This window comes from Providencia sp. PROV197 (assembly GCF_028479625.1).
Taxonomy (GTDB): Bacteria; Pseudomonadota; Gammaproteobacteria; order Enterobacterales; family Enterobacteriaceae; genus Providencia; species Providencia vermicola.
Genome location: NZ_JAMPNZ010000016.1, coordinates 160,529 through 186,775, shown reverse-complemented (window position 1 = coordinate 186,775; position 26,247 = coordinate 160,529). Strand labels below are relative to the sequence as shown.

General features: G+C 39.7%; 21 protein-coding genes. 14 read left to right on the top strand and 7 right to left on the bottom strand.

What is annotated here, in order from left to right; genetic code table 11:
• Positions 1 to 35: 35 nt before the first annotated feature.
• The 10 genes from PR808_RS09595 to PR808_RS09550 all read left to right on the top strand — a co-directional run bounded on the left by PR808_RS09595 (position 36) and on the right by PR808_RS09550 (position 11,742).
• Positions 36 to 941, top strand: a complete 906-nt coding sequence (locus PR808_RS09595; RefSeq protein ID WP_206082469.1) for a GntR family transcriptional regulator — start codon at positions 36 to 38, stop codon at positions 939 to 941.
• Between the two features lie 360 nt (positions 942 to 1,301).
• A complete protein-coding gene (locus PR808_RS09590; RefSeq protein ID WP_442960057.1) occupies positions 1,302 to 2,750 on the top strand; it encodes a tagaturonate reductase in 1,449 nt (482 codons plus the stop codon).
• 46 nt (positions 2,751 to 2,796) lie between these two features.
• Entirely contained in the window at positions 2,797 to 3,801 is a 1,005-nt protein-coding gene (locus tag PR808_RS09585) for a C4-dicarboxylate TRAP transporter substrate-binding protein (protein ID WP_206082471.1), read from the top strand.
• 77 nt (positions 3,802 to 3,878) lie between these two features.
• A complete protein-coding gene (locus PR808_RS09580) occupies positions 3,879 to 4,358 on the top strand; it encodes a TRAP transporter small permease (RefSeq protein WP_206082472.1) in 480 nt (159 codons plus the stop codon).
• Positions 4,349 to 5,626 (top strand): TRAP transporter large permease, encoded by a 1,278-nt coding sequence (locus tag PR808_RS09575; protein WP_206082473.1) that lies wholly within the window; start codon positions 4,349 to 4,351, stop codon positions 5,624 to 5,626. Before PR808_RS09580 ends, PR808_RS09575 begins: the two co-directional genes overlap by 10 nt.
• 460 nt (positions 5,627 to 6,086) lie before the next feature.
• A complete protein-coding gene (locus tag PR808_RS09570) occupies positions 6,087 to 6,680 on the top strand; it encodes a fimbrial protein (protein ID WP_206082474.1) in 594 nt (197 codons plus the stop codon).
• A gap of 47 nt (positions 6,681 to 6,727) precedes the next feature.
• Positions 6,728 to 7,420: a fimbrial biogenesis chaperone gene (locus PR808_RS09565; protein WP_272539195.1), complete on the top strand. Its 693-nt coding sequence runs from the start codon at positions 6,728 to 6,730 to the stop codon at positions 7,418 to 7,420.
• A 14-nt stretch (positions 7,421 to 7,434) separates the two neighbouring features.
• Entirely contained in the window at positions 7,435 to 9,945 is a 2,511-nt protein-coding gene (locus tag PR808_RS09560; protein WP_272539194.1) for a fimbria/pilus outer membrane usher protein, read from the top strand.
• An 8-nt stretch (positions 9,946 to 9,953) separates the two neighbouring features.
• Complete coding sequence (locus PR808_RS09555; protein WP_336298566.1) at positions 9,954 to 11,036, top strand: fimbrial protein; 1,083 nt, start codon at positions 9,954 to 9,956, stop codon at positions 11,034 to 11,036.
• A gap of 13 nt (positions 11,037 to 11,049) precedes the next feature.
• Entirely contained in the window at positions 11,050 to 11,742 is a 693-nt protein-coding gene (locus tag PR808_RS09550; protein WP_272539193.1) for a fimbrial biogenesis chaperone, read from the top strand.
• A gap of 42 nt (positions 11,743 to 11,784) precedes the next feature.
• Here the strand turns inward: PR808_RS09550 and PR808_RS09545 are convergent, their stop codons facing one another.
• A complete protein-coding gene (locus PR808_RS09545; protein WP_206082479.1) occupies positions 11,785 to 12,936 on the bottom strand; it encodes a 3-phenylpropionate MFS transporter in 1,152 nt (383 codons plus the stop codon).
• Positions 12,937 to 13,015: 79 nt separating this feature from the next.
• Complete coding sequence (gene glyA, locus PR808_RS09540; protein ID WP_206082480.1) at positions 13,016 to 14,269, bottom strand: serine hydroxymethyltransferase; 1,254 nt, start codon at positions 14,267 to 14,269, stop codon at positions 13,016 to 13,018.
• Positions 14,270 to 14,731: 462 nt separating this feature from the next.
• On the opposite strand from glyA, the gene hmpA reads away from it, so the two are divergent.
• Positions 14,732 to 15,931, top strand: coding sequence for an NO-inducible flavohemoprotein (gene hmpA / locus PR808_RS09535; protein ID WP_272539192.1), 1,200 nt, complete (start codon positions 14,732 to 14,734; stop codon positions 15,929 to 15,931).
• A gap of 183 nt (positions 15,932 to 16,114) precedes the next feature.
• Here hmpA and glnB read toward each other — a convergent pair whose 3' ends face one another.
• The 5 genes from glnB to PR808_RS09510 form a co-directional block, all read right to left on the bottom strand.
• Positions 16,115 to 16,453 carry a nitrogen regulatory protein P-II gene (glnB, locus tag PR808_RS09530; protein WP_004912721.1) on the bottom strand — a complete coding sequence of 113 codons (339 nt, stop codon included), beginning with the start codon at positions 16,451 to 16,453 and terminating at the stop codon, positions 16,115 to 16,117.
• A 12-nt stretch (positions 16,454 to 16,465) separates the two neighbouring features.
• Positions 16,466 to 18,088, bottom strand: a complete 1,623-nt coding sequence (locus tag PR808_RS09525) for an NAD+ synthase (RefSeq protein WP_206082482.1) — start codon at positions 18,086 to 18,088, stop codon at positions 16,466 to 16,468.
• A 74-nt stretch (positions 18,089 to 18,162) separates the two neighbouring features.
• Positions 18,163 to 19,503, bottom strand: coding sequence for a two-component system response regulator GlrR (glrR, locus tag PR808_RS09520; protein WP_206082483.1), 1,341 nt, complete (start codon positions 19,501 to 19,503; stop codon positions 18,163 to 18,165).
• On the bottom strand, positions 19,503 to 20,321 hold the full coding sequence (qseG, locus tag PR808_RS09515) for a two-component system QseEF-associated lipoprotein QseG (RefSeq protein ID WP_272539191.1): 819 nt from the start codon (positions 20,319 to 20,321) through the stop codon (positions 19,503 to 19,505). The genes glrR and qseG overlap by 1 nt, the downstream gene beginning before the upstream one ends.
• Positions 20,321 to 21,760, bottom strand: a complete 1,440-nt coding sequence (locus tag PR808_RS09510; protein WP_206082485.1) for a sensor histidine kinase — start codon at positions 21,758 to 21,760, stop codon at positions 20,321 to 20,323. The genes qseG and PR808_RS09510 overlap by 1 nt, the downstream gene beginning before the upstream one ends.
• Before the next feature lie 1,043 nt (positions 21,761 to 22,803).
• On the opposite strand from PR808_RS09510, the gene PR808_RS09505 reads away from it, so the two are divergent.
• The 3 genes from PR808_RS09505 (at position 22,804) to PR808_RS09495 (ending at position 26,176) form a co-directional block, all read left to right on the top strand.
• A complete protein-coding gene (locus PR808_RS09505; protein ID WP_272539190.1) occupies positions 22,804 to 23,835 on the top strand; it encodes a methyltransferase in 1,032 nt (343 codons plus the stop codon).
• 180 nt (positions 23,836 to 24,015) lie between these two features.
• A complete protein-coding gene (locus PR808_RS09500; protein WP_206082487.1) occupies positions 24,016 to 24,645 on the top strand; it encodes a response regulator transcription factor in 630 nt (209 codons plus the stop codon).
• 4 nt (positions 24,646 to 24,649) lie between these two features.
• Positions 24,650 to 26,176, top strand: a complete 1,527-nt coding sequence (locus tag PR808_RS09495) for an MASE1 domain-containing sensor histidine kinase (protein WP_206082488.1) — start codon at positions 24,650 to 24,652, stop codon at positions 26,174 to 26,176.
• Positions 26,177 to 26,247 lie beyond the last annotated feature (71 nt).

The following is a 26,247-nucleotide window of genomic DNA, read 5'->3' as shown; positions in this document are numbered from 1 at the left end:
TTTTTAAACATAAAAATCATAGAGGGATACTGAAGATGGTAAGAAGTAAAAACTTACGTTACAGTTCAATTAATGAATTCCTAGACGCTATTCATAAAAATCTACTGTCTTCGCCATTTCCTTCACAATCATCTTTAGCGGAGATGTTTAATATCAGTCGTACGACGGTAAGACATACGATAGAATATTTACTAGAAAAGAAAATCATTGAAAAACAAGGGAGTGAATATCATGTTTCCCGATACCCTAACAAAAATGATTTCTTCCCCGTTGAGTCTAGCCTCCCCGATCAACAAATCGTTTTATTCGAAAAAGCCTTTTATCAAATGATAAAAGAAAAGGAATTGATGCCAGGTGACACATTTACTGAACTTCAATTAGCTAAAAAAAGCCATGTGAATTCCAGTGTAGTACGTGAGTTTTTAGTTGAGTTTTCACGTTATGGTCTGATTAAAAACACCCATCGCGGCAACTGGCACATGATGAAATTTTCCCGCGAGTATGCAGAAAAATTATTTGAATTCAGAGAATTACTTGAAACCAATGCACTAACACACTTTTTAAACTTACCCGCGGATGACCACCGCTGGATTTTAGCGAAAGAGTTACTTTTAAAACATCGCGCCCTGAGGGAAACCGTCACAATCAATTACCGGGACTTCTCTCAACTTGACTATGAATTACACAGTTTAATTTTATCAGGTGCTAATAACCCTTTCTTTAATCAGTCACTTGAAATAATTACTGTTATTTTCCACTTTCAATATCAGTGGGATGAATCAGACCTAAAAGAGCGAAATGTGCTTGCAATTGAAGAACATATGACCATTCTCAGTGCACTAATTAGTCGTAATGACCTTGTGGCAATGAATGAGCTTCGCCACCATTTAGATACCGCTAAACGAACTATGATCAATTCTATTCAACAAACTTACGAGTAAATCGAACCATAAATAATTTGTTATATCACCATAGGGAAACAATTGATTTTTCTCATCTACTCTTATTTTCATTATTTTGTTTTTATCTGGATTTTTCCTTAAAAAAACCAAATAAACTATAAATAACATTTTAAAAACAAAGCGAAATAAAGAAAAATCAATTTAATATCAATCAATTAAACAAACAACTCCAATCAACTTTAAATTAAAAACTGTTTTTTACTCATAAAAAACAGATTAAAAGCATGAAAAAGCCATTTAATCCACAAAATTGATGCAATTAATAGTGCCTTTCTCTAAATACTTCTAGTCTGAGTCCACACCAGAACATATATACGCATAATAACTAGAGGAATGGCTATGAATTATTACCTGAACCGAAAGTCAATGGTGACAAAGCAATACCCTGAAAAAATTCTTCAATTTGGGGAAGGTAATTTTTTACGTGCATTTATTGATTGGATGGTTGACCAACTTAATGAAAAAACAGATTTCAATAGCGGCATTACACTTGTGAGGCCCATTGACTCTGCTCACCCATCAATCAATAAACAAGATGGCCTATACACTGCCATCACCAGGGGACTTAACGAACAACAGCAACAAGTTGCTGATATTAGAATTATAAATTCAGTTAATAGAGAAATACTTATTTATTCTGAATATGATGAATTTATAAAATGTGCAGAAAATCCTGAACTGCAATGGATATTTTCTAACACCACTGAAGCTGGCATTGTGTATCATCATGATGTCTGTTTTGAAGAAAAACCAGCAAAGAGCTTCCCAGGCAAATTGACCCAGTTTTTGTTCCATCGTTACCAATATTTTAAAGGGGATAAAAATAAAGGTTTATTTATTATACCTTGTGAACTCATTGATTATAATGGTGAAAAGCTTAAAGAATTTGTTCTTCAACATGTACAAGATTGGGATCTGCCAGATGAGTTTGTTACTTGGCTAAATGAACACAATACCTTTTGCTCCACATTAGTGGATAGAATAGTCACTGGTTACCCAAAAAACGAAATTGAAAAACTAGAAAGCGAATTAGGCTACAAAGACGATTTTCTCGTTACTGCTGAATATTTTTATCTATTCGTCATACAAGGTCCAAAGATCTTAGAGGAAAAATTGAAGCTGAATTCTCTTCCATTAAATATCAAAATTGTTGATGACATTAAACCCTATAAAGAACGTAAGGTTGCTATTCTTAATGGTGCTCACACCTCAATGGTGCCTGTTGCTTACTTAGCTGGCATAAAAACCGTCAGAGAGGTGACTTCCAACCCAACCTTTTTGGCCTATGTTAATGAGCTTATCACTCATGAAGTTATCCCTGTTTTATCCCAACAACCCTCTGAGTTAAATCAGTTTGCTGCAGATGTTATTGATCGCTTTAATAATCCCTACATTGAGCATGAATTACTTTCCATTTCCCTTAATTCGCTCACTAAATTTAAAACGCGGTTATTACCCCAGTTAATTTCGTATTCTCAACAACGTAATGCTATCCCCTATTGTATTTCATTTTCACTTGCAGCTTTAATTGTCTTTTATCGTGGCAAATTCAACCATCTGACTATTCCATTGAAGGATGATGAATATTTACTGGAACGATTTAAGGTTTGGGACGAACTCTATGATACCGATATTACGCAGCTCACTTACAATGTGCTCGCCATGTCAGATTTATGGGAAATAGATCTCAATCAAATTGATTCGTTAACTGAGGATATCGCCTTAAAGGTTACACATATTTTACGCAGTGGCACTCAAGCAATACTTGAAGCACGATACACCAAATAAACAATAACTATTTAAAACAATAAGTCCCCCTACAGGAGATACTCTTATGAAACTGAGCACATTAAACGGGAAGAATATTCTAGGCTTAACACTCAGCGCCATGTTTTTAATGGGCAGTATGGCAGGAACCGCTTTTGCAGAAGCAAAGTATAAACTTAAAGTCGCTTACGAAAATAACCCTGGAGAACCTTTTGATCTCGCTATTCATGAATGGGCAAAAAAATTCAATGAAAAAACCAATGGTGAAGGTGAACTTATTCCTTACCCAAGCTCACAATTAGGTTCGAAAAAAGATGTCATTGAGCAGATGAAATTAGGTAGTCCACTTATCACTCTCGCCGATGGTGCTTTCTTTTCAGATTATGTTCCTGACTACGGCATCATGTTCGGCCCATATCTAGGCCTGTCATATAAGGATATTTTTAAATTAAATGCCTCTCCTTGGTATAGCTCGCTGGAACAGCAGCTAGACAAAAAAGGGTTGCATGTTGTTTCTAAAGATTGGTTGTATGGGTCTCGTCATATTTTAGCAAATAAAATGGTGCAAACTCCAGATGATCTAAAAGGTCTAAAAATTCGCGTACCGAACAACAAAATCCAAATTAAAGGATTAGAAGCAATGGGAGCTACACCGACACCATTGCCATTAGCTGAAGTTTATACTGCACTTAATCTTAAAATTATTGATGGTGCAGAGAATCCAATTCCTGTGTTATACGGTCAAAAACACCATGAAGCAGCGAAATACTTAATTTTAACTGGCCACGTTGAAAACGTTACTAACTTAGTTATGGGTAGCAAAACATATAATAAATTACCTGAAAATATCCAACTCGCCTTGGTTGAATCGGGGAATGAAGCTGGTCAATACCTCACCGAATTAGTCCTGAAAGAAGAAAAAGAAATTATTGAGAAAATGAAAAGTGAAGGTGTCACTGTTGTTGAAGTTGACCGTACCCTTTTCAAAGAAAAATCAAAACCATTCTATAACGAATTCCCTGAATGGTCTGCGAATTTATATCAACAAACACAAGATATTATTAATAACTAACCATCTATATTGGCGGTTAAACCGCCAATATTTTTAAATTAATAAATGGTTATTTATGACTTTCGCAAGGATCTTTTATGTTTAAATTTCTAGGGAAACTAAGTGATATTGTTTCATCGTTAGCTGTCGCTGCGATTGTCATTATCACAATTCTTGCTGTATTCATGCGCTGGCTGCTGAATGACCCGCTAATGTGGAGTGAAGAGGTTCTCATCATTTGCTACATATGGTTAGTCATGATCGGCGCTGCTTCAGCTGCTGGAAAAAGGATGCATGTTAGCATTGATGCAATTACATCTCTTTTTCCTCAAAAAATACAATTATCTATCGCTGTAATAACGCATATTATGGCCATCGTTGCGTTATCTATTTTTGGCTACCTTGGCTATGAACTCTCTCTAATCGCCGAAGATAAGATCACTCCAATAATCGGCGTTTCTTATTATTACATCGACCTCTCCGTTCCTATTGGTGCATCCATTATGGTGTTATTTTCCGTTCAGCATTTATTGGAAGATATGAGCAAACTGATTAAAGGGGATAAACCATGTCAGTAGTTATCGCCTGTATTGTCTTAATTTTTTGTTTTTTAATTAATGTTCCAATTTTCTTAAGTGTATTAATCGCGTTATTAACATATTTCTTTTCCGCTGGGGATATTTCGCCACTCATCGCTGTACAGCGTATTATTGGTGCTGGTGAGAACGTTACTTTACTCGCAATCCCATTTTTTATTTTGCTAGGTAACTTGTTAAATTACACTGGAATAACAAGCCGAATGTTGAAGTTTACTGGCACATTATCTGGCCACTATCCTGGCGGTTTGGCGCAATCAAACGTTTTGCTCAGCACGATGATGGGCGGGCTTTCTGCATCTAACCTTGCGGACTGCGCTATGCTGTCTAAAATGTTAGTGCCAGAAATGACCAAATTAGGCTATGGAAAAAGCTTTTCTGCCGCAGTAACCGCGGCTGGCTCACTTATTACCCCAATTATCCCCCCAGGGATTGCCCTAATTATTTATGGTTTTGTTGCCGATGTTTCTATTGGCAAAATGTTTATGGCTGCCATTATTCCTGGCTTAATGTGTTGTGTCGCATTAATGGTTGCAATTTATCTTATTGCTAAAAAACGAGGTTATAAACCAGCTCGTGATAAAGCACCGACTTTTGCTGAAGTTTATCAAACAGGTAAAGGGGCTATGTCTGCCTTTTTATTAGTATTAGTCATTATCGGTGGCATTCGATTTGGCATTTTCACCCCAACCGAAGCGGGTGCTATCGCAGTATTATACGTCATCATTATTGGCACGTTCTTTTATCGTGAAATGAAATTAAAAGATATTGCAGCTTCATTCTTAGAAACTGCCCGTTCAACCGCAAGTATTATGCTAATTATCATGACTTGCTCTGCTTTAGCATGGGTGTTAACTAACGAGCAAGTCGCACAAGATGTCGCCAGAATGATGACGAGCTTCTCTGATAATCCTTACGTATTTTTAATGATTGTTAATGCCGTTTTATTAATTTTAGGGATGTTTATTGAAGGGAATGCCGCCATTATTGTGCTTGTTCCATTATTAATGCCTACTGTTAAACTATTGGGAATTGACCCTATTCACTTTGGGATCGTCATGATACTCAATCTCGCAATTGGTTGTTTAACACCACCAATGGGCACAGTCATGTTTGTTGCAACTTCAATTACAGGTGTACGCATTGCCGACTTTATCCGTGAAGTTATGCCACTCTTCTTTGCCTTAATTGTGGTTTTATTATTAGTTACATTCATGCCATTCTTCACCACATTTTTACCTAGTTTATAATTTACAACGCCTCTAAAATGGTAGCTAGATATAATTCTAGCCACCATTTTTTACATTTATAATTTTTATAGATTAATTAAAATCAAAATAATCAGAATTATTAATTTCAAAGTAACACAATTACACTATTTAAAAATTTCGTGAATTTATTTTAAACTTAGCTCTTAACTCCCTAAAAAAACAATCACGCTAATGACAAAAACATCTGAAACATTCACATTAATATCTTAATATTCATAAAAAACATTTATTAATGTGTATTTTTCAATCTAAAATTAAAAATACATTTTCATTATTTTCATTAATATACAAAAGACGGCAATCTCATTTTTTTATTTTTTAAATTTATATTTGAAAAATATAAGAACTATATCTAGCATGAAATAAGGCAGCTAATTATTAACAGGCGGCCATTCAAAGTTATATAACTTTATTCTACTTGACCTTAATGGGGTTAACTATGTCTAGATATATACTACCTCTGTCTTTACTTTCTTTATCTGTTGTATCAGGTTCAGCACTCGCAGTAACAAACAGCCCTGGAGGTATTATTTCAATCTCAGGCGCTATAAGTGATACTACCTGTACTATTAATGGTGGTAATAGTGCTGATATGTCTATTGCCTTAGATCCAATTATTGCAACTGACGCTGGAACAACGGCAAATACAGTAATAACCAAAAACCAAAAGACATTTGCATTAACATTTTCGAATTGTGCTCAAGTTGGAGGAGGTACGCCTACTGGTACGTTAAAACTGCACTTTTCTTCCAGTAATATCTCGCCTTCTGGTCTATATCTGGTGAATACCACCGTGAATGAAAACGACCCAACGGTTGCTCGTAATGTGGGTTTTAGCTTGTCACAAACCACATCGCCAACTGTTGCTATCCCGTTAAATACAACATTTGATACTGCCCTAACCGCAGCAAATACAACTGGAGCAACAGGTGCAACATTAAACCTTATTGCAAGTTATTATAAAACGAATACAACCGCAGCCCAAGTTGGTGCTTTGCAATCTAACGTCATTTACACTGTTTCCTACTTATAAATAGCGTCTAAGCCAGGCTTTTATTAGCCTGGCTTTACAGGGATATTATGATGAAAAAAGCACTCCTATTATTCGTTATTTTATTTTCCAATAATTTATTTGCCAATGTCATTATTACGGGAACTCGAATTATCTATCCTTCAGATGCTGAGAGTATGGCAGTACAATTATCAAACAATAGTAAAACAGCTTCTCTTGTTCAGTCATGGATTGATAGTGGAGATGAAAATTCGACCCCTGAGAATTCAGATGCACCCTTTTATCTCTCGCCACCTATTGTAAAAATAGAAGGCTCACAAGGACAGCAACTTAAAATAAAAAAAATAGATAAAACTCTACCTAACCATATTGAAAGTGTATTTTATTTAAATGTACTGGATATTCCTAAAACACCCGATACCGCTAAAGGTAAAAATACGATTCAGTTAGCCACGCGATCTCGAATAAAAATCTTTTATCGTCCTGTGGAATTAACCGAATCACCTGACGATATTATTAATAAAATTAATTACCAATTAAACAATAACACCCTATTAATAAAAAATAACTCGCAATATCACTTTACGGTTGCTGCATTGACAACAACCAATGATAAAAAAAACTCACTGATTGATTCAGGAATGATATCTCCAATGTCTTCTCTTGAGTTTCCGTTAAAACAGGTATTAAAAAATCGTGACCTTGTTTTAGTTTATGTCGATGATTATGGCGTTTTCAAATCTCACAATATTAAACTTTAAAAGAAGATATCATCGTGAAAAAAGAAAACTATCTCTATTTCCTAATTTTATTAGGACTGCAAAGCTGTCTCAAAAACGCGGTAGCAGATGAATTTGAGACATCCCTATTAGTCGGTAAATCCGCACAGGGTGATATTTCACGATTTTATACGGACAGTAAAATTCCTTCAGGAAAACAACTAGCAGATCTTTATGTAAATAATAACTGGAAAGGCCAATTTGAAATTGAGATTGATCATGACGGTAAAGTCATCAGCCTTTCCTCTAACGATGTTAAAAAGTTAAATTTAAACTTATCGCCAAGTGTGATTGAAAAAATTCAACAGCAAGATGTTATCCCTATTGATTCTTTAGTGCCAAATGTTCATTACAAATTCAATATCAATGAATTACGACTCGACATGACGGTGCCCCAAGTGGCATTAAAACAATCTGAGGCCAACTATGTCGACCCAAGCTTATGGAACTACGGTGAACCTGCAATTATTTTTTCTTATAATACAAATTATTACAGCTATAAAGAAAAGAAAAATGCCAAAACCAGTAGCGATAATTTTTATGCAACACTCAATTCGGGTGTCAATTTAGGGGCGTGGCAATTTAGGGATGAATCAAGTTATCACAACAGTTCCCATGATTCATCAAAATGGAAAAATAATACGCGTTATGCCTATCGTCCCATTAGCCAAATAAAATCAGGGGTTAAAATCGGTGATTTTTACACCCCTGCGGCGCTATTTAACAGCCTGCGTATTCGTGGGATTGCGCTGGCGACCGAAATGGGAATGTATCCCAACTCGAGCCAAAATTTTGTTCCTATCATTCGCGGCGTGGCTCAGACCAACGCATTGGTCAGCGTCTATCAAAATAATAACTTAGTTTACCAAGAAAACGTCCCACCGGGTGAGTTCTCCTTTAACGACCTTCAACCCAGCGCAGGCGGGGGGGATTTATTTGTCGTTGTACAAGAGGCGGATGGCCGCAAAGAAACCTTCACCGTCCCCTATTCTGCGGTTCCTGATATGCTTAAAGAAGGCATTTATACCTACAACCTTCTTGCTGGAAAAACAAACATTGAAAGCACACACTACCAGCCTAATTTTACACAAGGTGAAATACACTACGGCCTGAATAACCTCGTCACTCTCTATGCAGGTATGTTGTTCAGTGAGAAATATTATTCCGGCGTTGTGGGGAGTGGTTGGAACTTCAGTTTTGGTGCTATTTCCGCTGATGTGACACACGCAAATGCAAAACTAGACGCTGGCTCTCAGAGTGGGCAAAGTTATCGACTGACTTACAGCAAATACATTAATTCAACCTCAACCAATTTAACGTTGGCGTCTTACCGTTACTCAACGAGCGGTTATTATAGCTTTATGGATACTATCTACGCCCAAGATAACTATCGCGCGTGGAAATCTTATCAAGATGACCTTTCCCAACAACTGGGGAATGATGCACCTTCCGACTTATCATTAACCAATTTTGATGCCCTGCGCGGGTCTCGTGCAAAAAATACCTTTACGTTGAATTTGAATCAACAACTCGCCGATGGTTACGGCTCGGTCTTTGTTTCTGGCACCCATCGCGATTATTGGAATACCCATGGCAGCAGCCGTGAATACCAAGCGGGCTATGCCAATAACTACAATGATGTGTCCTACAGTGTATCGGTTTCTCGTATTCGTAATTATGATAATAAAGAAGAAACACGGGTGTATGCGAATGTCAGCGTGCCATTCTCTTTGTTTGAAAAACGCGCCAATATTAATCTCGGCAGTTACTTTACCGATTCACATTACCAACAAACAGCGTTGAGCGTTAGCGGCATTGCGGGTAAAAATGATCAAGTCAATTACACAGTGACAGCGACCAACCAAAGTGGCGGGAATAATTTAGTGGGGGCAAATGCCAGCTATCAACTGCCATCGACGACCCTGTCAGGTTCATATACTGAAGCCAATAACTACCGCCAAGCGGGTTTAGGGGCCAGAGGAACGGTGGTCGCCATTCCTGAACATATCGTTTTTTCAGGAGAAACAGGCCAAACCTACACCATTATCGAAGCGCCGTTGGCTAATAACATGATGGTCAATTCAGATAAAACCACCCTCACCAATCAGCAAGGTGTCGTATTGGTTGCGAATTCAACACCTTATCGAACAAATACCTATACCCTTTCTGATACTGACAAAACATCAGGCGCAGAAGTCCTTGGCAATATGGCTAATGTGAGCCCGTATCAAGGTGCCGTGAATTATATCAAACTCGAAACAGACACGCGTCAAACTTACATATTTAGAGCCTCACTGGCCAATGGGGAAAGTCTGCCATTTGGTACTGAGGTAAATAATGAACAAAAACAAAATATTGGTTATGTGGGGCAATCTGGAGTGATCTACATTAAGAGCGATCAATGGCCTTCCATTTTGTACATCAAGCTCAATTCTAAGGAAAAATCAGAGTGCGTAATTAAAGACCCCGTTAATACCATGGATAAAAACCATAATTTTTGTCGATAAAGGACGTTATGATGAAAAAGACGCTACTGGCACTTCTCTTACCCGCATTATTACTCGCAAGCTATGATGTTGCTGCCAGTTGCAGTAATGCGGGAGAAAAAAATGCACCGCCACTGAATTTTGATATATCCACGGAACTCACAAGTACATCAACCACCGTGAACAAATCAACCCGAACAGGATTCACAGGTCAGTATACCTGTGTAGCACCAGGGCTACTTCAATCAAATACAGTGGGCATTGATAGCCCATTTCGCCAATCAACAGTTGCGATTGGCTTTAATGGTGGGAAACAAGTGGTTTCTATCTCGGTCAGCGGTATTAGTCAATCAAGCGTGACTAATATTCCCCCAGGTACCTACCCCGCCTCTAATCTAGATACAAATTTTACGATTCAATTTAAATTACTCAGCAGCCCACCCGCAAATAATTATAAAGAAGTTGCAGGTAACAGTGTGTTAATCAGCCCAGTAATGATGGCAACGGATGTAACGGCATTAGGCCTTATCCCTTGGCTACTGCGCCTTCTCTCAGACTTAGTCACGTTTCTGTTAACCCTGCAATGGCCAACACATGCTGAGGATATGTTTTACCAACCGATGCAGTTAACCTATAACCCAATCCTAACAACCTGTAATTTTACTAATCAAGGATTAGTCGTTTCGCTTCCGCCTGTCAGTATCAATACTGTCAAAAATGTGACTCGAGCAGGCTACACGCCATTCACATTGAATTTCACGTGCCAAGATTTCCTCGCGGGTAGCACCGCTTCTCGCGATGTGTCTATGTTTTTATCCAGCGGTAGCTTACTGGCAAATGATAAAACCACGATAAACAATACCCTAACCCAAGGTGCTAAAGGTGTCGGTTTTCGGCTCGTCAAAACGGATAACCTCACCGCCCCTTTATTCCTTTCAGACAGTGTAACGGCACAAAATACTGCCACAAGTATTTTTTTCGTCCCAAAAGGCAATCCCATTTCACCATCCTTTTCCGTCAATTTAGGGGCTTATTATTATCCCTATAACCCCAATATTGTCACTCAAGGGGCGGTATCTGGTACGGCAACCGTCGTAATGTCTTACAACTAAAAAAGGAGCGATGATGAAATACTTAGGAGGAATTGCCTTATTACTGATAAGTTTACAAACACAAGCAAGCCTTGTTTTACAAGGAACTCGGGTTATTTTTCCCAGTGATAAAAAAATGGTTAGCATTCAGATAACTAATTACAGTGAACAGCCGACGTTAATCCAAAGTTGGATAGATGAAGGGAATATTAATTCGACACCCGAAACAACCAATGCGCCATTTATTGTCACGCCGCCTATCAACAAAATAGCCGCTAATGAAGGCGTTCAGCTCCGCATCCGTTTTCTTGGTAATAACTTACCCATGGATAGAGAGTCTGTTTATTATTTAAATGTTTTGGATATCGCCCCCAAGCCTAAAAACACCCAGGGTATGAATACGCTCCAGTTTGCCATCCAAACTCGAATTAAAGTGTTTTACCGCCCTATTTCGCTGTTACCCCTTCCAGATACATTATTGGATAGCGCTAAATTTTATGCCGATAACGGGCTATTAGCCGTGAATAACCCAACACCTTATTTTCTCAGCATTGCCAATATCTACACAGCAAATAACGCCAATGAGCTTATTGCTAAAAGTTTAATGATCGCACCATTTTCGACTCAGACAATCCCCTCGGGGAAAAAAGTGGTTAATGGAGAAAATATTACCGTGATTTATATTGATGATACTGGGCAGCAAATTGAGCATCAAACCAAGCTATAAATGAAGGTGTTTCACTGCATTTATAGCTCTTTGATGGGAAGATTATGACTGTGCAGTCACTTTAGGGCGAATAAATAACGCAGGTACAGCAAGTAGCGCCATCAAATAAAAGACCACGCCATGATGAGCAGGAACACGCTCATAAATATAACCGACAATAATCGTTAATACCGCTAGACCACCACCCGTCGCCAGTGCCGAATAGACACCCTGTAATGGGATAATTTCATTTTCTTTACGCGCGCTGATAAAACGCATTGCCGCAAGATGACAAACAGTGAACGTCCCACTGTGTAAAATTTGCACGATAATAAGCATAGGTAATGCGGTAAATGCCCCCATCATTCCCCAACGGATTATTCCACAAAATGCGGATAACAACAGTAAGTTACGTGCACTCCAGCGCCTAAATAAACGGTGACTCAACATAAAGACAATAACTTCTGCGACAACACCCAATGACCATAAGTTACCAATCACTAAGTCTGAATATCCCGCTTCCTTCCAGAACAGCGAGGCAAAACCATAGTAAGCTGCGTGAGCACCTTGCAATAAAGTCACGCAAATCAGAAATCTGACCACATTTTTATCAGCAATCAGTTGTTTAAAAGTAACTTTATTACCATTATCTGCTTTTGCCGCCCCCGCAGGCATTATTGTAGGCCTCAACATCGCCCCCAATAATAAAGCTAAGCAGCTGATAATCAAAGCAACCATAATTGATTTATGGCCCCAAACCCCAGCTAGATAACCCATTAATGAAGAACCAATAATAAAGGCTATCGAGCCCCAAACACGGATTTTGCCATAATCAAACGTAAATTGTTTCTGCCATGTTCCTGCCAATGAATCCCCTAATGGAACCATTGGAGCGAAAAATAAGTTAAAACCAATCATCACAAAAAGCAGCCATGCCCAATGAGAACCAAAAGCAAAGCCAATGGAAAAAATTAAGGATGATGCAGCCAACAACCGCAATGCAGTAATTAATTTTGACGGCTCTTTAACTAATGGAGTGATAAACATCGCCCCAAGAAAACGAGCCGCAAGGCCTACACCAAGCAAAACACCGATCATTTCGGCATCAATGCCCTCACCCTGTAGCCAAACAGACCAAAACGGCAAAAAAATACTGTATGCAAAAAAGTAGGTAAAATAATCAATTGCTAGCCAGCGCGTTGATGGAATGACCATCATCCCTCCATTTTTCAATGCAAAAAACCCGCTCATACTTAACAGTAGAAGCGGGTTTAGGTAACTAAAAGTCGTTATATTATGCGTAAACTGGGTATTTTTTGCAGATTGCTAATACTTTTTGTTTCACGCTCTCAATGGTCGCTTCGTCATTGAGGTTGTCTAGAATATCACACATCCAGCCCGCTAGCTCGCGCGCTTCAGCTTCTTTAAAGCCACGACGCGTAATTGCTGGAGAACCAATACGCACACCTGAAGTGACAAATGGGCTCTTCGGATCGTTTGGTACACTGTTTTTGTTTACGGTGATATTCGCACGACCTAATGCAGCATCAGCATCTTTACCCGTGATATTTTTATCAACTAAATCAACTAAGAACAGGTGGTTTTCAGTTCCACCAGAAACAACTTTATAGCCGCGTTGTTGGAAAACGTCGACCATTGCTTTCGCATTTTTCGCAACTTGTTGTTGGTAGACTTTGAACTCAGGTTCCATGGCTTCTTTAAGTGCTACGGCTTTACCTGCAATAACATGCATTAAAGGGCCGCCTTGCGAACCAGGGAATACGGCTGAGTTGATTTTTTTGTACAGCTCTTCGTCGCCACCTTTCGCGAGGATCAAACCACCACGAGGACCCGCTAATGTTTTGTGAGTTGTGGTTGTCACAACGTGAGCATGTGGAACTGGGTTTGGATAAACACCTGCCGCAATCAGACCCGCAACGTGTGCCATATCAACGAATAAGTAAGCATTGATAGCATCTGCGATTTCACGCATTTTAGCCCAATCAACCACGCCTGAATACGCAGAGAAACCACCGATAATCATTTTTGGTTTATGTTTTTCAGCTTGCGCTTTGATATCGTCGTAGTCAATCTTACCGCTTTCATCGATGCCATAAGGAACGATATTGTACAATTTACCAGAGAAGTTAACTGGGGAACCGTGAGTTAAGTGGCCGCCGTGCGCCAAATTCATACCCAGCACAGTATCACCTGGTTGTAGCAATGCCATGTAAACTGCCGCATTCGCTTGTGAACCAGAGTGTGGCTGCACGTTTGCGTAGTCTGCACCAAATAATTCTTTTGCGCGGTCAATCGCTAATTGCTCAACGACATCAACATACTCACAACCGCCGTAATAGCGTTTGCCTGGATACCCTTCTGCATATTTATTGGTTAGCTGAGAACCTTGAGCCTGCATGACTCGTGGACTGGTATAGTTTTCAGAAGCAATTAATTCAATGTGTTCTTCTTGACGTTGTACTTCTTGCTCCATTGCTTCCCATAATTTTGGATCATAGTCTGCAATATTCATTTCACGCTTTAACATTCGCTTCTCCTGCCTCAGCAATTCAATAGGTTGACAATCAATTCATCGCAATAGCACACAGTGTAAACTCTTTTTCGTTCTTGAGATAGCCCTAAAGAAAAAATATACGCAAACGATTGCATTAATTTTTTTCACGTCATTTACCACTTTCAGCCTCATTATAAAATAGCTCAAATTTTAAATTTTGACGGAGGAATATCTGGTATTGCGAGTCCCTTCTCATTATGTGCCTATTTTTGCCCTATTTTGTCTATTTGCATCTTTACAGATACCCTTAAATATTATAAGTTGTATTTAAAATGCATGTTTATAAATAAACTTTATGTCTCTCATAAAAGTGAAGATTTTCGGCACAAAATTCAGCTATCCCACTGAAAATTAAGTGCTATATTTTTGGATGGTTCAGAAAAAATTCCAAACTCTTCCTAACAGAGAACATGAAAAAAATTCAGGAGCACCTGTATGTTAGACAGTCAAACTATCGCTATCGTTAAATCAACCATTCCTGCTATCGCAGCCACTGGACCAAAACTTACCGCACATTTCTATGACAGAATGTTCAATCAACATCCTGAATTAAAAGATATTTTCAATATGACTCACCAAGCTAATGGTGCGCAACGTGAAGCATTATTTAATGCAATCTGCGCTTATGCTGTGCATATTGAAACCCCTGAAGCATTAATTTCTGCCGTTGAAAAGATTGCGCAAAAACACGTTAGTTTAAATATTAAACCTGAACATTACCCTATCGTCGGCGAAAACCTACTGGCTGCCATTGATGAGCTCCTCAATCCTGGTCAAGAAGTGCTTGATGCATGGGGCAAAGCCTACGGGGTATTAGCCGATATCTTTATTGGTCGTGAAGCCTCAATTTACCAAGAAAATGCCGATAAAAATGGGGGTTGGGAAGGTTTACGCGAATTTAAACTGAAACAAAAACAGCCACAAAGCGATGTTATTACTAGCTTTGAGTTCGTCCCTGTTGATGGAAAACCCGTCGCAGGCTATCGCCCAGGTCAATACATCACAATTTATATTAATCATGATGGATTCGAGAACCAAGAGATCCGCCAATACTCCTTAACGACAGCACCTAATGGCCAAAGTTACCGTATCGCAGTAAAACGCGAAGACCAAGGCGCTGTGTCTAATTTCTTGCATCAGCACATCAATGAAGGGGATAGTATTTATTTAGCACCACCATGTGGTGATTTCTTTATCGATGTTGATAACCAAACGCCCGTCACACTCATCTCAGCAGGCGTTGGCCTGACGCCAATGTTAAGCATGCTAAACCACCTGACGCAACAAGGCCATGAAGCAACGATCAACTGGCTACATGCGGCTGAAAATGGAGCTGTTCATGCGTTTAACCACGAAATCCAGCAATTGATGGCCAAACAAAAAATGGGGCATTCTGCCATTTGGTTTAACCAGCCTCGAGGCAGTGACCGCCTCGGCTTTGATTACCAATATGAAGGATTAATGGATTTACAGAAAGTACGTGAATGGATTGACCAACCGAATATGCAATTCTATTTCTGTGGTCCAGTAGGCTTTATGCAACATGTGGGTCAACAATTAATTTCGATGGGTGTTGATGCCGATGCTATCCATTATGAGTGCTTTGGCCCACATAAAGTGCTGTCCCTGAATTAATAGATAAAAAAATGCTCTTCGGTTTAGAAGAGCATTTCCTGAAACGTATCAGCCAAAAGAAACTGTTCTAATGGCTTGGTGTTTGAAGTTTTTTCACAGCTTAGCGGTAACGGGCCGCATAAAAAATACACTGTTCTAATCCCATTCCTGTGTATTTACCGTTACCGCCTTTTAACCCTAAAGTTAAATTGCTTCCTCATCTTGCTCACCCGTACGAATACGGATCACACGTGCAACATCATAAACGAAGATTTTACCGTCACCAATTTTACCTGTTTGCGCTGTTTGCATAATAGTTTCAACGCAGTTTTCTACAATATCGTCAGGGACAACTATTTCAATTTTGACTTTCGGTAAAAAGTCCACCATATATTCCGCACCACGATACAGTTCGGTGTGCCCTTTTTGACGACCAAACCCTTTCACTTCCGTAACCGTCATCCCTGTGATCCCGACTTCCGCCAGTGCTTCACGTACATCATCAAGTTTAAATGGCTTTATAATTGCATCAATTTTTTTCATAAATAGTTCCTGTTATGACCAATTTTTACGGCCAAAACCTGAGGTGATCGGATAACGGCGGTCTTTACCAAAATTCCGCATGGTAATACGCGGCCCAACAGGTGCTTGTCGGCGTTTATATTCATTCAGATCAACCAAGCGCACCACTTTACGGACAACTTCTTTATCAAAACCTAGCTTGATAAGGTCATTCACGGATAAGTCTTTTTCAACATAACCTTCTAAGATAGCATCTAATATATCGTAAGGCGGCAAGCTATCTTGGTCTAACTGCCCTGGAGCCAGTTCTGCAGATGGCGGCCTATCAATCACACGCTGTGGAATAGCGGGTGAAAGTGTATTGCGATATTTTGCCAGTTCAAAAACCAATGTTTTTGGCACATCTTTTAACACATCAAAGCCGCCAGCCATATCACCATACAGTGTTGAGTAACCCACTGCAGACTCACTCTTATTACTGGTCGTCAGGACTAAACGGCGGCGTTTATTGGACATCGCCATTAAAATAACAGCACGGCAGCGAGCTTGTAAGTTTTCTTCGGTGGTATCAACCGCAGTTCCTTCAAACATTGGACTTAATTGCGCCATGAATGAATCAAACATCGGTTCGATAGAGACAATATCAAATTCCACACCTAACAACTCAGCTTGTTCTTTGGCATCATGAATGCTCATTTCTGAGGTATAACGGAACGGCATCATCACCGCTTGCACACGTTCTTTACCGATAGCATCTACCGCGATAGCCACTGTTAAACCAGAGTCGATCCCTCCAGATAACCCAAGGATTGCACCATTGAAACCGTTTTTATTGATATAATCGCGAGTCGACATCACTAAGGCTTGATATACCTGCGCGACAGGATCATTTTCAATAAACACACTACCTTCACTTACCAATTCCAGCTCATCAAATTGTACCGTAACAACTTGTTCTTTGAATTCGGGTAATTTAAAGGTTTGTTTGCCTTTATTTGCAATGACTTTCGAGCCACCATCAAATACCAACTCGTCTTGTCCACCCACTTGGTTGAGGTAAACGATAGGCATGTGAGTGCGTTGGCAATGGTCAACCAGTAAGTCGCTACGGATATGTTCCTTGTGAATATCATACGGTGATGCATTGATAGTTAGTAATAACTCGGCTCCAGCACCTTTCACCGCATCAACAGGCTCGTCATACCAAATGTCTTCACAAATCAATAAACCTAATTGATAGCCTTTGAATTCTACCACGCAGGTTTTTTCAGCTGCGCTGAAATAGCGCGGTTCATCAAAAACACCGTAGTTTGGTAGTTCTTGTTTAAAATAGCGAGCATGCAATTTCCCTTGATAGAAGAAAGAAAGTGCATTGAAAATTTCGTCCCCTTCATAGCAAGGGTGGCCGACAATAATTGCCGTTTCTGCACTCGCCTTTTGCAAACGTTCAAGCTGAGCTTCACATCTGTCTTCAAAATCTGCACGGAAAATTAAATCCTCAGGCGGGTAGCCTGTCAGAGACAGTTCTGAAAACATCACAATATCGGTTTGTGAGGCTTGTTCACTCACGACTTGTAACATTCGATCGCAATTACCTTCGATGTCACCGACTAACCAGTTAAGTTGTGCGAGTGAAATATTAAGCTTACGGCTCATAACGTGTTTCTTCTCCCGAAGCGTGAATACGGTTTACCTTGTCCACGTAGATTATATAGGTGAATAATAGTTAATTATTCTTTAAAGTCATTAGCTTCCAAATCGTGGCGGCCAAGTAATTTATAAAATTCTGTGCGATTTCGTCCAGCCATGCGTGCGGCTTGTGTGACATTGCCTTTCGTCATCTGCAATAACTTGCGTAAATAATTCAATTCAAATTGATTACGTGCTTCAACAAAGGTTGGCAAGGCAGTATTTTCACCTTGTAACGCCTGGCTAACAAGGGCTTCACTAATAACAGGAGATGTTGTTAACGCTACACATTGTTCAATCACGTTAACCAACTGGCGTACATTACCTGGCCAAGTTGCTGTCATCAGGCATTTCATCGCATCACTTGAAAAACTGCGAACAAAGGGCTTATGCCGAGACGCAGATTCTCTCAATAAATGATTTGCTAATAATGGAATATCTTCTGCACGTTCATTTAATGCAGGAATACGTAAATTAACCACATTCAGGCGATAATAGAGATCTTCACGAAACTCATTTTTTTCCATCGCTTTGGGTAAATTACGGTGTGTTGCAGATAAAATACGCACATCGATGTCTAAGTCGCGATTGCTCCCTAATGGGCGAACTTTGCGTTCTTGTAACACCCGCAATAGTTTTACCTGCAAGGGCATTGGCATATCGCCAATTTCATCAAGAAACAGTGTGCCACCACTTGCGGCAAAAAACAGCCCCTCGCGGTTACTCACTGCCCCCGTAAAGGCACCTTTTGCATGACCAAATAGTTCAGATTCTAAAAGTTGTTCTGGCAATGCGCCACAATTGATAGCAATAAAGGGTTTACGGGCGCGCGGACTTGCTTTATGAATGGCCTGCGCTAACACTTCTTTACCCGTTCCACTTTGGCCGTTAATCAGTACACTAACGTCTGATTGTGCCACCATATGGGCTTGTTCAAGAAGACGTATCATTAAAGGGCTGCGGGTGACTATCCCCGAACTCCACTCTTCATCACTCATCGGTGAAGAAGATAAAGCAAGTGCTTCATCAATAGCTTTATATAAAGCATCTTTATCAACAGGTTTCGTTAAAAAGCTGAACACGCCACGTTGTGTCGCAGCAACGGCATCAGGGATTGAACCGTGTGCCGTTAAGATGATAACTGGCATATTAGGATGCGCTTTTTGAATTTCATCAAACAGCGCCATTCCGTCCATCTCATCCATGCGTAAGTCACTTATCACCAAATCTAACTTTTCTTTCTGTAAGATTTTAAGTGCTTCAGGGCCACTTTCCGCAGTGGTCACTTTAAACCCTTCACTGCTTAACCGCATCCCAAGTAACTTAAGTAAGCTAGGGTCGTCATCAACGAGCAGTAAACTTGCCGACTTACGGTTTGTCATTATTTCGCGTTCTCCGATGAAGGTTGTTCTACAGGAGGCTCTGCGGGTTTTGCTGCGTCAGATGAGGTTTCTTTATCGCCTTCAACAACGCTTTCGACTTCTTTTTCCGTTTCATTAGTGCTTTTTTTCCGTGAGGAAAGTTGACGCTCAATGTCTGTTAAGTTTTCGAGTTTGCGCGATGTTGTATTCAGTTCAAAAGCTAACTTAGCGTTGTCTTCTTTTAAGCGATCAAGCTTAGTATCCATTTCTTGCTGTAAGCGTTTATAGCGCGCACCTGCATCTGAAAGGTTAATAATTTGCACTTGTTGCTCACGCCATAACTGTAATAAAGGGCGTACCGCAGTTGGAAAACTGAGGCTATATGTATTAATGCTGTCGAGCATTTTTCGCCGCTCGGCAATCGTTGGGTCAGCTGAATTTAACAGTATATTTTGTTGAAATGCATCTGACCAATTTGTAACCTCTATTTTGCTTGCATTTTCACGTGCTTGTGAAGTTTCTGTGCGATCTGCACAATCCATCATACGCAACCAAAATAGCGCATTTTCACGAGCAGCAGGCTGGTCATTTTCCCAAATCGTATCGCATGATGCATAACGATAATCAGTCACTTTCACTTCAGGCACAACCACTTGTGCCAGCGTTTCCAGTGGCGATTGACCATTTTTTGCTACGCACCCGCTTAGGATAAGGGTAAAGAATACCGCCCCAAAGCTGACCCCTGTTCGTCTCATCACGAATGGGCTTATTTGATTAAGTTTATTTGGCAGTGCTTTACGATAAAGCACTGCCAAAAAATCTGTAGACCGATTGACCATTATTCATTCTCTGCTGTTAGAGGCAGTTCAATTCTAAAACAGACATCTGCTGATTTATATGGGACTAGTGAGAGTTCTCCGCCCATTTGTTTTATACAATCTTGTGCAATACTTAACCCCAACCCACTCCCTTTCACCGCACCTTTTCTTTGCAAGGACCCTTGGTAAAAAGGCTCAAAAATCATGCTTTGCTCAGATTCGGGAATTGGCGTACCTGTATTTGCAACTTCAATCAGCAGTTTATTGCCTGTTTGACGACTCGTGATCCAAATATTACCTGATTCGCCACCATAGTGCACCGCATTGGAGTAGATATTATCAATAACTCGCCCAAGTAAAGTGGGTTCCGCTAAACAGCTTTCGACTTTTAAACGGACTTCCGTTTTAATATTTTTGGCTCTAGCAGGTAAATTATGTGCATTAACAATATCTTCAATCAATTTATTTAGGTCAACTAATTGGGCTTCTGGTGGGTCATCAACCAATTTACGATTATAATCGAGTAACTGCTCAATAAGTTGCTGAAGATGCTTACTGCTATGATCAAGAATTTCAACAACCTCCCTTTGAGAGTCAGTTAATGGCCCTGCGACTTCATCAGCAAGTAATTCGGTGCCTTCTCGCATACTGGCGAGTGGTGTTTTTAACTCATGGGAAATATGACGTAGAAACTCATGTCGTTGAGACTCAAGCCAAGCCAAGCGCTCACTTAGCCAAATAATACGCTGAGCGATTGTACGAAGCTCTCTTGGTCCTTTAAAGCGTTCAATGTTACTGGCTAGAGTTCGGCCAGTACCAAGGCGATTGATCATTCGCTCAATGACTTTCACTGGCCCAATAATCATTCGAGTAAATAAAGTCACTAATAGTGCACTGAGTAAGAACAAGATCAAACTTTGCCAACCGAATAATTGCCCTTTATTTGCAATTGCTTTTTGCAACTGTTCCCCACGGCTAAAAATCACATCGCGAGTTTCCTGTACAAGTGCGGTATTTTCTGCTGAAAATTGCTCCAAGGCTTGAGTGACTTTCGCGGTAGGCTCATTATTTTCACATGCCACTATTTTAAGTTGTGTTAATGTTGCAGTGAGCTTTGAGGTGTCAGATGTTTGAGGCAAAATGGTTTTTTGCCTTTCAAACATTTGTTCATAATCGGCAAATTGTTTTTGGTATTGGGTTTGCAAAGCTGCATCTTGTAATACGCAATATTGTCGATAGCTTCGCTCCATTTCCAATGCGAGACTGCTCATTACCTCACTGCGCCTAGCATCCAGTAAAGTAGTTTTATTGATATTTGCGGCTTGGTTACTCAGTTGTTCTAAGCTTTGATACGCTTGATATGCCAAAACTAATAAAGGCAACAAGACGAGCCAAAATGCCATCACAACCAGTTGGCGCAAGGAACGCGGGAAAAAACGCCATTTGCTCAATACATTCATCTCATACCCATTAAACGTATTTCAATGGTAGCAGAACTCTCTCCCGTGCGAAAAGGTGAATTCGGGTTCTGAGTTCCATAGCATAAAAATCAGACTAACTATGACTGAGCCGCTGCAATGAACGTGCCAATTTTTGTATAAAAATGAGTATTTTCAGTGAGGTATACCCTAAGATGGAATATATTAGAGTATTTATTAATATCCTCTAAATAATTCGGATTGCAGCTGAGCGCAGGTAACGACGTTGTGGTTCGAAGTATAACAGACATAGGAAGGCGGAGATAAGGATCGACCTTAACTCCGCCAGCGATGATTTACTGCTTGTATAGGATTATGTCTTTACATTAAAGATAATCATATAGGTGGTGCCTCACTCCACGTGTCGCCCTGTGTTTGATAAGGCCCGAAGGCGAGTATCTGTGCTGTTGGACGGTAGGCACCTTACTTTGGCGTCATTCTGGCTTTATGTGGTATGTTCCCAACTATTTTTGGACCGACATAATGAATTGAATGAGCAACTGCATATTATTATGCACAACTCATGCCAACTTTTCAAGTAAATATCTAACTCATTAAAAAATAAGCAAATTAAATTTATTACTTCTTTTAACTCTTTCTGAATACGCTGAAACGGTTTATCCGAACCTTCAGTTTGTCGCTAATTTAAGACACTCAAAAGCTCAATTTATAAAAACTTTATTTATCATAGAGATAAGTGTCTCCTTTTGGCGACAGTACATATGGGGTGTTGTCGCTAATTTTAGACAACGAGGAAAAAATGCTAACTCTACGCTGCTTATTTTATCTTTCCACCAAGAAATAATTAATAATATTTATAGTTTCACAAAAAACATTTCCCACCTCAATCTTAAAATTCACAATAAAAAAAACATAAAAACCAAAATAATACACTAGGTTAATCAATTAAATTCAAATAAAGCAATTCAATAACTATTTACCTTTACACTTTAACAAATTTAAACAATACTTAATATTGATAATCGATGCATGTTCTCACTTTGAAATTAATAATTGGAGATTGTATGAATCCTACTTCAGAAACTTCAAACAAAGCAGAAAATATTGACATTGCCGTCCGAGTCATTGAAAAAGTGACGGGTTACATGTTTCAAGCAGCATTACGGGCAGCAGTCAAATTAAACATTGCAGAATATTTAAAAGATGGGCCTAAAACGTCACAAGAGTTAGCAGAAATTATTAATGGCAAACCAAAAGTTATCCATAAAACACTACGTATATTAACAACTCAAGGTATTTTTAAAATACAGGATGATTTGCACTTTGCCTTAACCCCCGAAGCTGAGTTTTTACTTCCTGACCATCCTTATTCATTACGTCAAGCGATACTCATGCTAACAGATAAGACTTTCTGGATGCCTATACATAATCTTGATGAAATTATTCTTGGCAAACCTGTATTTAAAAATATGTTTGGAGGGACATTCTTTGAATACTGGCAGAAAAATGTTCACTTACCTGACAACTTTGATGTCGGCATGTCATCTATGTCTCGCATTGAAAATGAATACGTTATTAATGCATATCAATTCCCAGAAAATATTGTGATTGCAGATATTGCTGGAGGCTTAGGAGCATTACTTTTTGAGGTATTAAAAAGAAACCCCACCACTAAAGGCATTCTATTTGATCAGCCTCATGTATTAAAACAAACAATATTACCTCTACTCGGTGACGATTCGCGCTGGACCACCTACCCCGGTTCATTCTTCGAAAAATGCCCTGAAGCTGATATTTATTTACTCAAATACATTACTCATGACTGGCCAGAAGACAGTGTAATTAATATTTTAAAAACCATTCGCCGTGCGATGAAAACAACATCAAAACTCTTGCTCATTGATTGCATCGTCGCTGATGATAACAAAGTAAATATTGGTAACGATATAGACTTAATTTGTTTAAGCCTTTCACCCGAAGGTGGCGAACATACTATCAGTGAGTTTGAGACATTATTAAGCAATGCGGATCTTAAACTTAACAGAATAATCGATACCCATTGTCATATTCATATTCTTGAAGCTATACCTATATAATTTGATTAAACCAATGAATGCCGACCTTAGGGTACAAGTGATAGGTAGGCATTTTATCCATTGAATAAAACCACCGACATTTCTGATACACTTCAGAATTCTCAACCTTCTTCCTAGCTTATCCTTTCTCATCTTGATATAAGATTTCTCAATACCCTATTCATCACAGAATATAACAACATGATAAAAATCGCCTTAGTTGATGACCACGTCGTTGTGCGCTCTGGTTTCGCACAGTTGCTGACCCTAGAACCCGATATTTCCGTTGTCGGACAGTATGCTAGCGCCCAAGAAGCATTGCCAAAGCTTCTTAATTTAGAGATTGATGTCGCTATTATGGATATCTCCATGCCAGATGAAAATGGTTTGCAGTTGTTATCACGACTTCGCCAAAAAAAGCCAGACTTCAAAACCATTATTCTCAGTATTTACGATACCCCTGCTTTTGTGCAAAGCGCCTTAGACGCAGGGGCCAGCGCTTATTTAACCAAACGCTGCGGGCCAGAAGAGCTGGTACAAGCGGTACGTTCTGTTCACCAAGGGGGATGCTATTTATGCGCAGACGCCATGCGAGCGCTACGCCATTCGCCGCAACAACATCAAGGGATGCAAGAATTAACGCCTCGGGAGCGGGAGATTTTTGATTTACTCGTAGCAGGCCTCAGCGTTAAAGTGATTGCAGAACAACTCGAGCTTAGCCATAAAACAGTGCATGTCCATCGCGCTAATGTGCTCGGTAAATTGCAATGCGAAAACACCATTGACCTCGTACACTACGCACTAGAGCACAACCTTATTTCAAGGTCTTAATGGCATGAGTAAAAACCTGCGTTTAACACTTCAATCTATTTTTCTACTCTTTACCTACTCATTGCTGTGGATTGGGTTGTGGATCATTGGTTTTTATTTAAGTGAAAACAGCTTTCAGGCAACCTTATTTTTACCGCAAGGGCTGCGCCTTGCCTTAATGATCATTCTCTGGCGGCGCTATTGGCCTACTTTGCTACTTAGCGAAGGTATTTTGAATTTTTGGTTATCTGGGGAGCAACTGCTTTTCCAACCGATTTTACTGCTATCTCCACTATTAAGCCTTGGTGTGGCTTTTGTTATTCAAGATATTTGGTGGCGCTATACTTTATATTGGCAACGTTTATTATTGTTGCTAGCTGGTGTCGCTGCAAACAGTGTGCTTCATGCATTGCTGTTTGGCTGGCTATCATCCTATTCCATTAGCCAACTCTTTTTAACGACATTCACTGGGGGGATATTACTCTCCCCATTTGTTTACCTTATCTATGAATACCTGCATGAGCAGCACTACCAAATGTTGCTTGACTATGGAACTCCCGACAAACAATTACGTACTTCTTTGATTGTTTGGTGTTTTTTATTTTGTGTAGTGGGATTAAGTGCCCAAGTCTTTTTCGCACCTGAAATCGAACGTTTGATTGTTTTACTGGTGTTTATTCCAAATGTGTTTATGGCTTACCGCTATGGCTGGCAAGGAGGGGTGCTTTCCGCATTATTAGGCAGTTTAATTATTACTTTTGCGCGGCAATTTCACGGTGCTTTTGCAGACTTAGAAGAACTGGAAATGTTTCTCAGCACTCAAGCCTTAATCGGTATTGGGCTGGGGATTGCCATTAGCCGCCAAAAACAGCTCGCCAATAACCTACAACGTTATCGACAACGCTTAGAACAAGAGCTAAAAGCACGACGTGATCTGATGCGCCAATTAGTTCATACTGAAGAAGATATCAAAAAAGCCATCGCCCGCGAATTGCATGATGAAATTGGGCAAAATATTACCGCCATTCAGATTCAATCCATGTTAGTCAAGAAAACAGCGCCAGACTCATTAAGCCACCAAGCGGCAAGCCAAATTAATGAGCTTGCTCAGCAAATTCACCAATCGACTCGGCAACTGTTGCGCCAATTGCGTCCGCCTGTATTGGATGAGATGTCCCTCGAGAATGCGCTCACCCATTTAATCGCAGAATTTTCCTTTCCTGAAAATAATATTCAATGCCATTTTCGCTATGCGCTACAAGAAACCCCCGTCAATGAAACCGTTCTATTTACGTTGTACCGCCTTGTTCAGGAATTACTTAACAATATCAGCAAACACGCGAAAGCCACACAAATCCACATTTCACTAGCGCAAATAGGTGACTCGATCCAGCTTGTTGTTGATGATAATGGCGTGGGTATTCCCTTTAGCAAACGCACGAGTGGCTTTGGTTTACGCGGTATTGAAGAACGCGTTAGAGCTTTAGGGGGAGATTGGACTCTCACCACACAAAACGGTACGCAAATAATTGTTAACTTGCCCACATTTTAAGATAAAACATCACAAAAATAGGAATTATTCCTAGTCCTCTAATACCTTCTCTCATCCCTTTTGTTAAAAAC

What these genes read in the sequence shown, in the direction of transcription:
- PR808_RS09565 (WP_272539195.1), top strand. Translation starts at nt 6,728, where the DNA reads ATGATGAAAAAAGCACTCCTATTATTCGTTATTTTATTTTCCAATAAT.
- PR808_RS09500 (WP_206082487.1), top strand. Translation starts at nt 24,016, where the DNA reads ATGATAAAAATCGCCTTAGTTGATGACCACGTCGTTGTGCGCTCTGGT.
- glyA (WP_206082480.1), bottom strand. Translation starts at nt 14,269, where the DNA reads ATGTTAAAGCGTGAAATGAATATTGCAGACTATGATCCAAAATTATGG.
- hmpA (WP_272539192.1), top strand. Translation starts at nt 14,732, where the DNA reads ATGTTAGACAGTCAAACTATCGCTATCGTTAAATCAACCATTCCTGCT.
- PR808_RS09550 (WP_272539193.1), top strand. Translation starts at nt 11,050, where the DNA reads ATGAAATACTTAGGAGGAATTGCCTTATTACTGATAAGTTTACAAACA.
- PR808_RS09575 (WP_206082473.1), top strand. Translation starts at nt 4,349, where the DNA reads ATGTCAGTAGTTATCGCCTGTATTGTCTTAATTTTTTGTTTTTTAATT.
- PR808_RS09580 (WP_206082472.1), top strand. Translation starts at nt 3,879, where the DNA reads ATGTTTAAATTTCTAGGGAAACTAAGTGATATTGTTTCATCGTTAGCT.
- PR808_RS09510 (WP_206082485.1), bottom strand. Translation starts at nt 21,760, where the DNA reads ATGAATGTATTGAGCAAATGGCGTTTTTTCCCGCGTTCCTTGCGCCAA.
- PR808_RS09590 (WP_442960057.1), top strand. Translation starts at nt 1,302, where the DNA reads ATGAATTATTACCTGAACCGAAAGTCAATGGTGACAAAGCAATACCCT.
- PR808_RS09595 (WP_206082469.1), top strand. Translation starts at nt 36, where the DNA reads ATGGTAAGAAGTAAAAACTTACGTTACAGTTCAATTAATGAATTCCTA.
- PR808_RS09555 (WP_336298566.1), top strand. Translation starts at nt 9,954, where the DNA reads ATGATGAAAAAGACGCTACTGGCACTTCTCTTACCCGCATTATTACTC.
- qseG (WP_272539191.1), bottom strand. Translation starts at nt 20,321, where the DNA reads ATGGTCAATCGGTCTACAGATTTTTTGGCAGTGCTTTATCGTAAAGCA.
- PR808_RS09495 (WP_206082488.1), top strand. Translation starts at nt 24,650, where the DNA reads ATGAGTAAAAACCTGCGTTTAACACTTCAATCTATTTTTCTACTCTTT.
- PR808_RS09570 (WP_206082474.1), top strand. Translation starts at nt 6,087, where the DNA reads ATGTCTAGATATATACTACCTCTGTCTTTACTTTCTTTATCTGTTGTA.
- glrR (WP_206082483.1), bottom strand. Translation starts at nt 19,503, where the DNA reads ATGACAAACCGTAAGTCGGCAAGTTTACTGCTCGTTGATGACGACCCT.
- glnB (WP_004912721.1), bottom strand. Translation starts at nt 16,453, where the DNA reads ATGAAAAAAATTGATGCAATTATAAAGCCATTTAAACTTGATGATGTA.
- PR808_RS09505 (WP_272539190.1), top strand. Translation starts at nt 22,804, where the DNA reads ATGAATCCTACTTCAGAAACTTCAAACAAAGCAGAAAATATTGACATT.
- PR808_RS09525 (WP_206082482.1), bottom strand. Translation starts at nt 18,088, where the DNA reads ATGAGCCGTAAGCTTAATATTTCACTCGCACAACTTAACTGGTTAGTC.
- PR808_RS09585 (WP_206082471.1), top strand. Translation starts at nt 2,797, where the DNA reads ATGAAACTGAGCACATTAAACGGGAAGAATATTCTAGGCTTAACACTC.
- PR808_RS09545 (WP_206082479.1), bottom strand. Translation starts at nt 12,936, where the DNA reads ATGGTCATTCCATCAACGCGCTGGCTAGCAATTGATTATTTTACCTAC.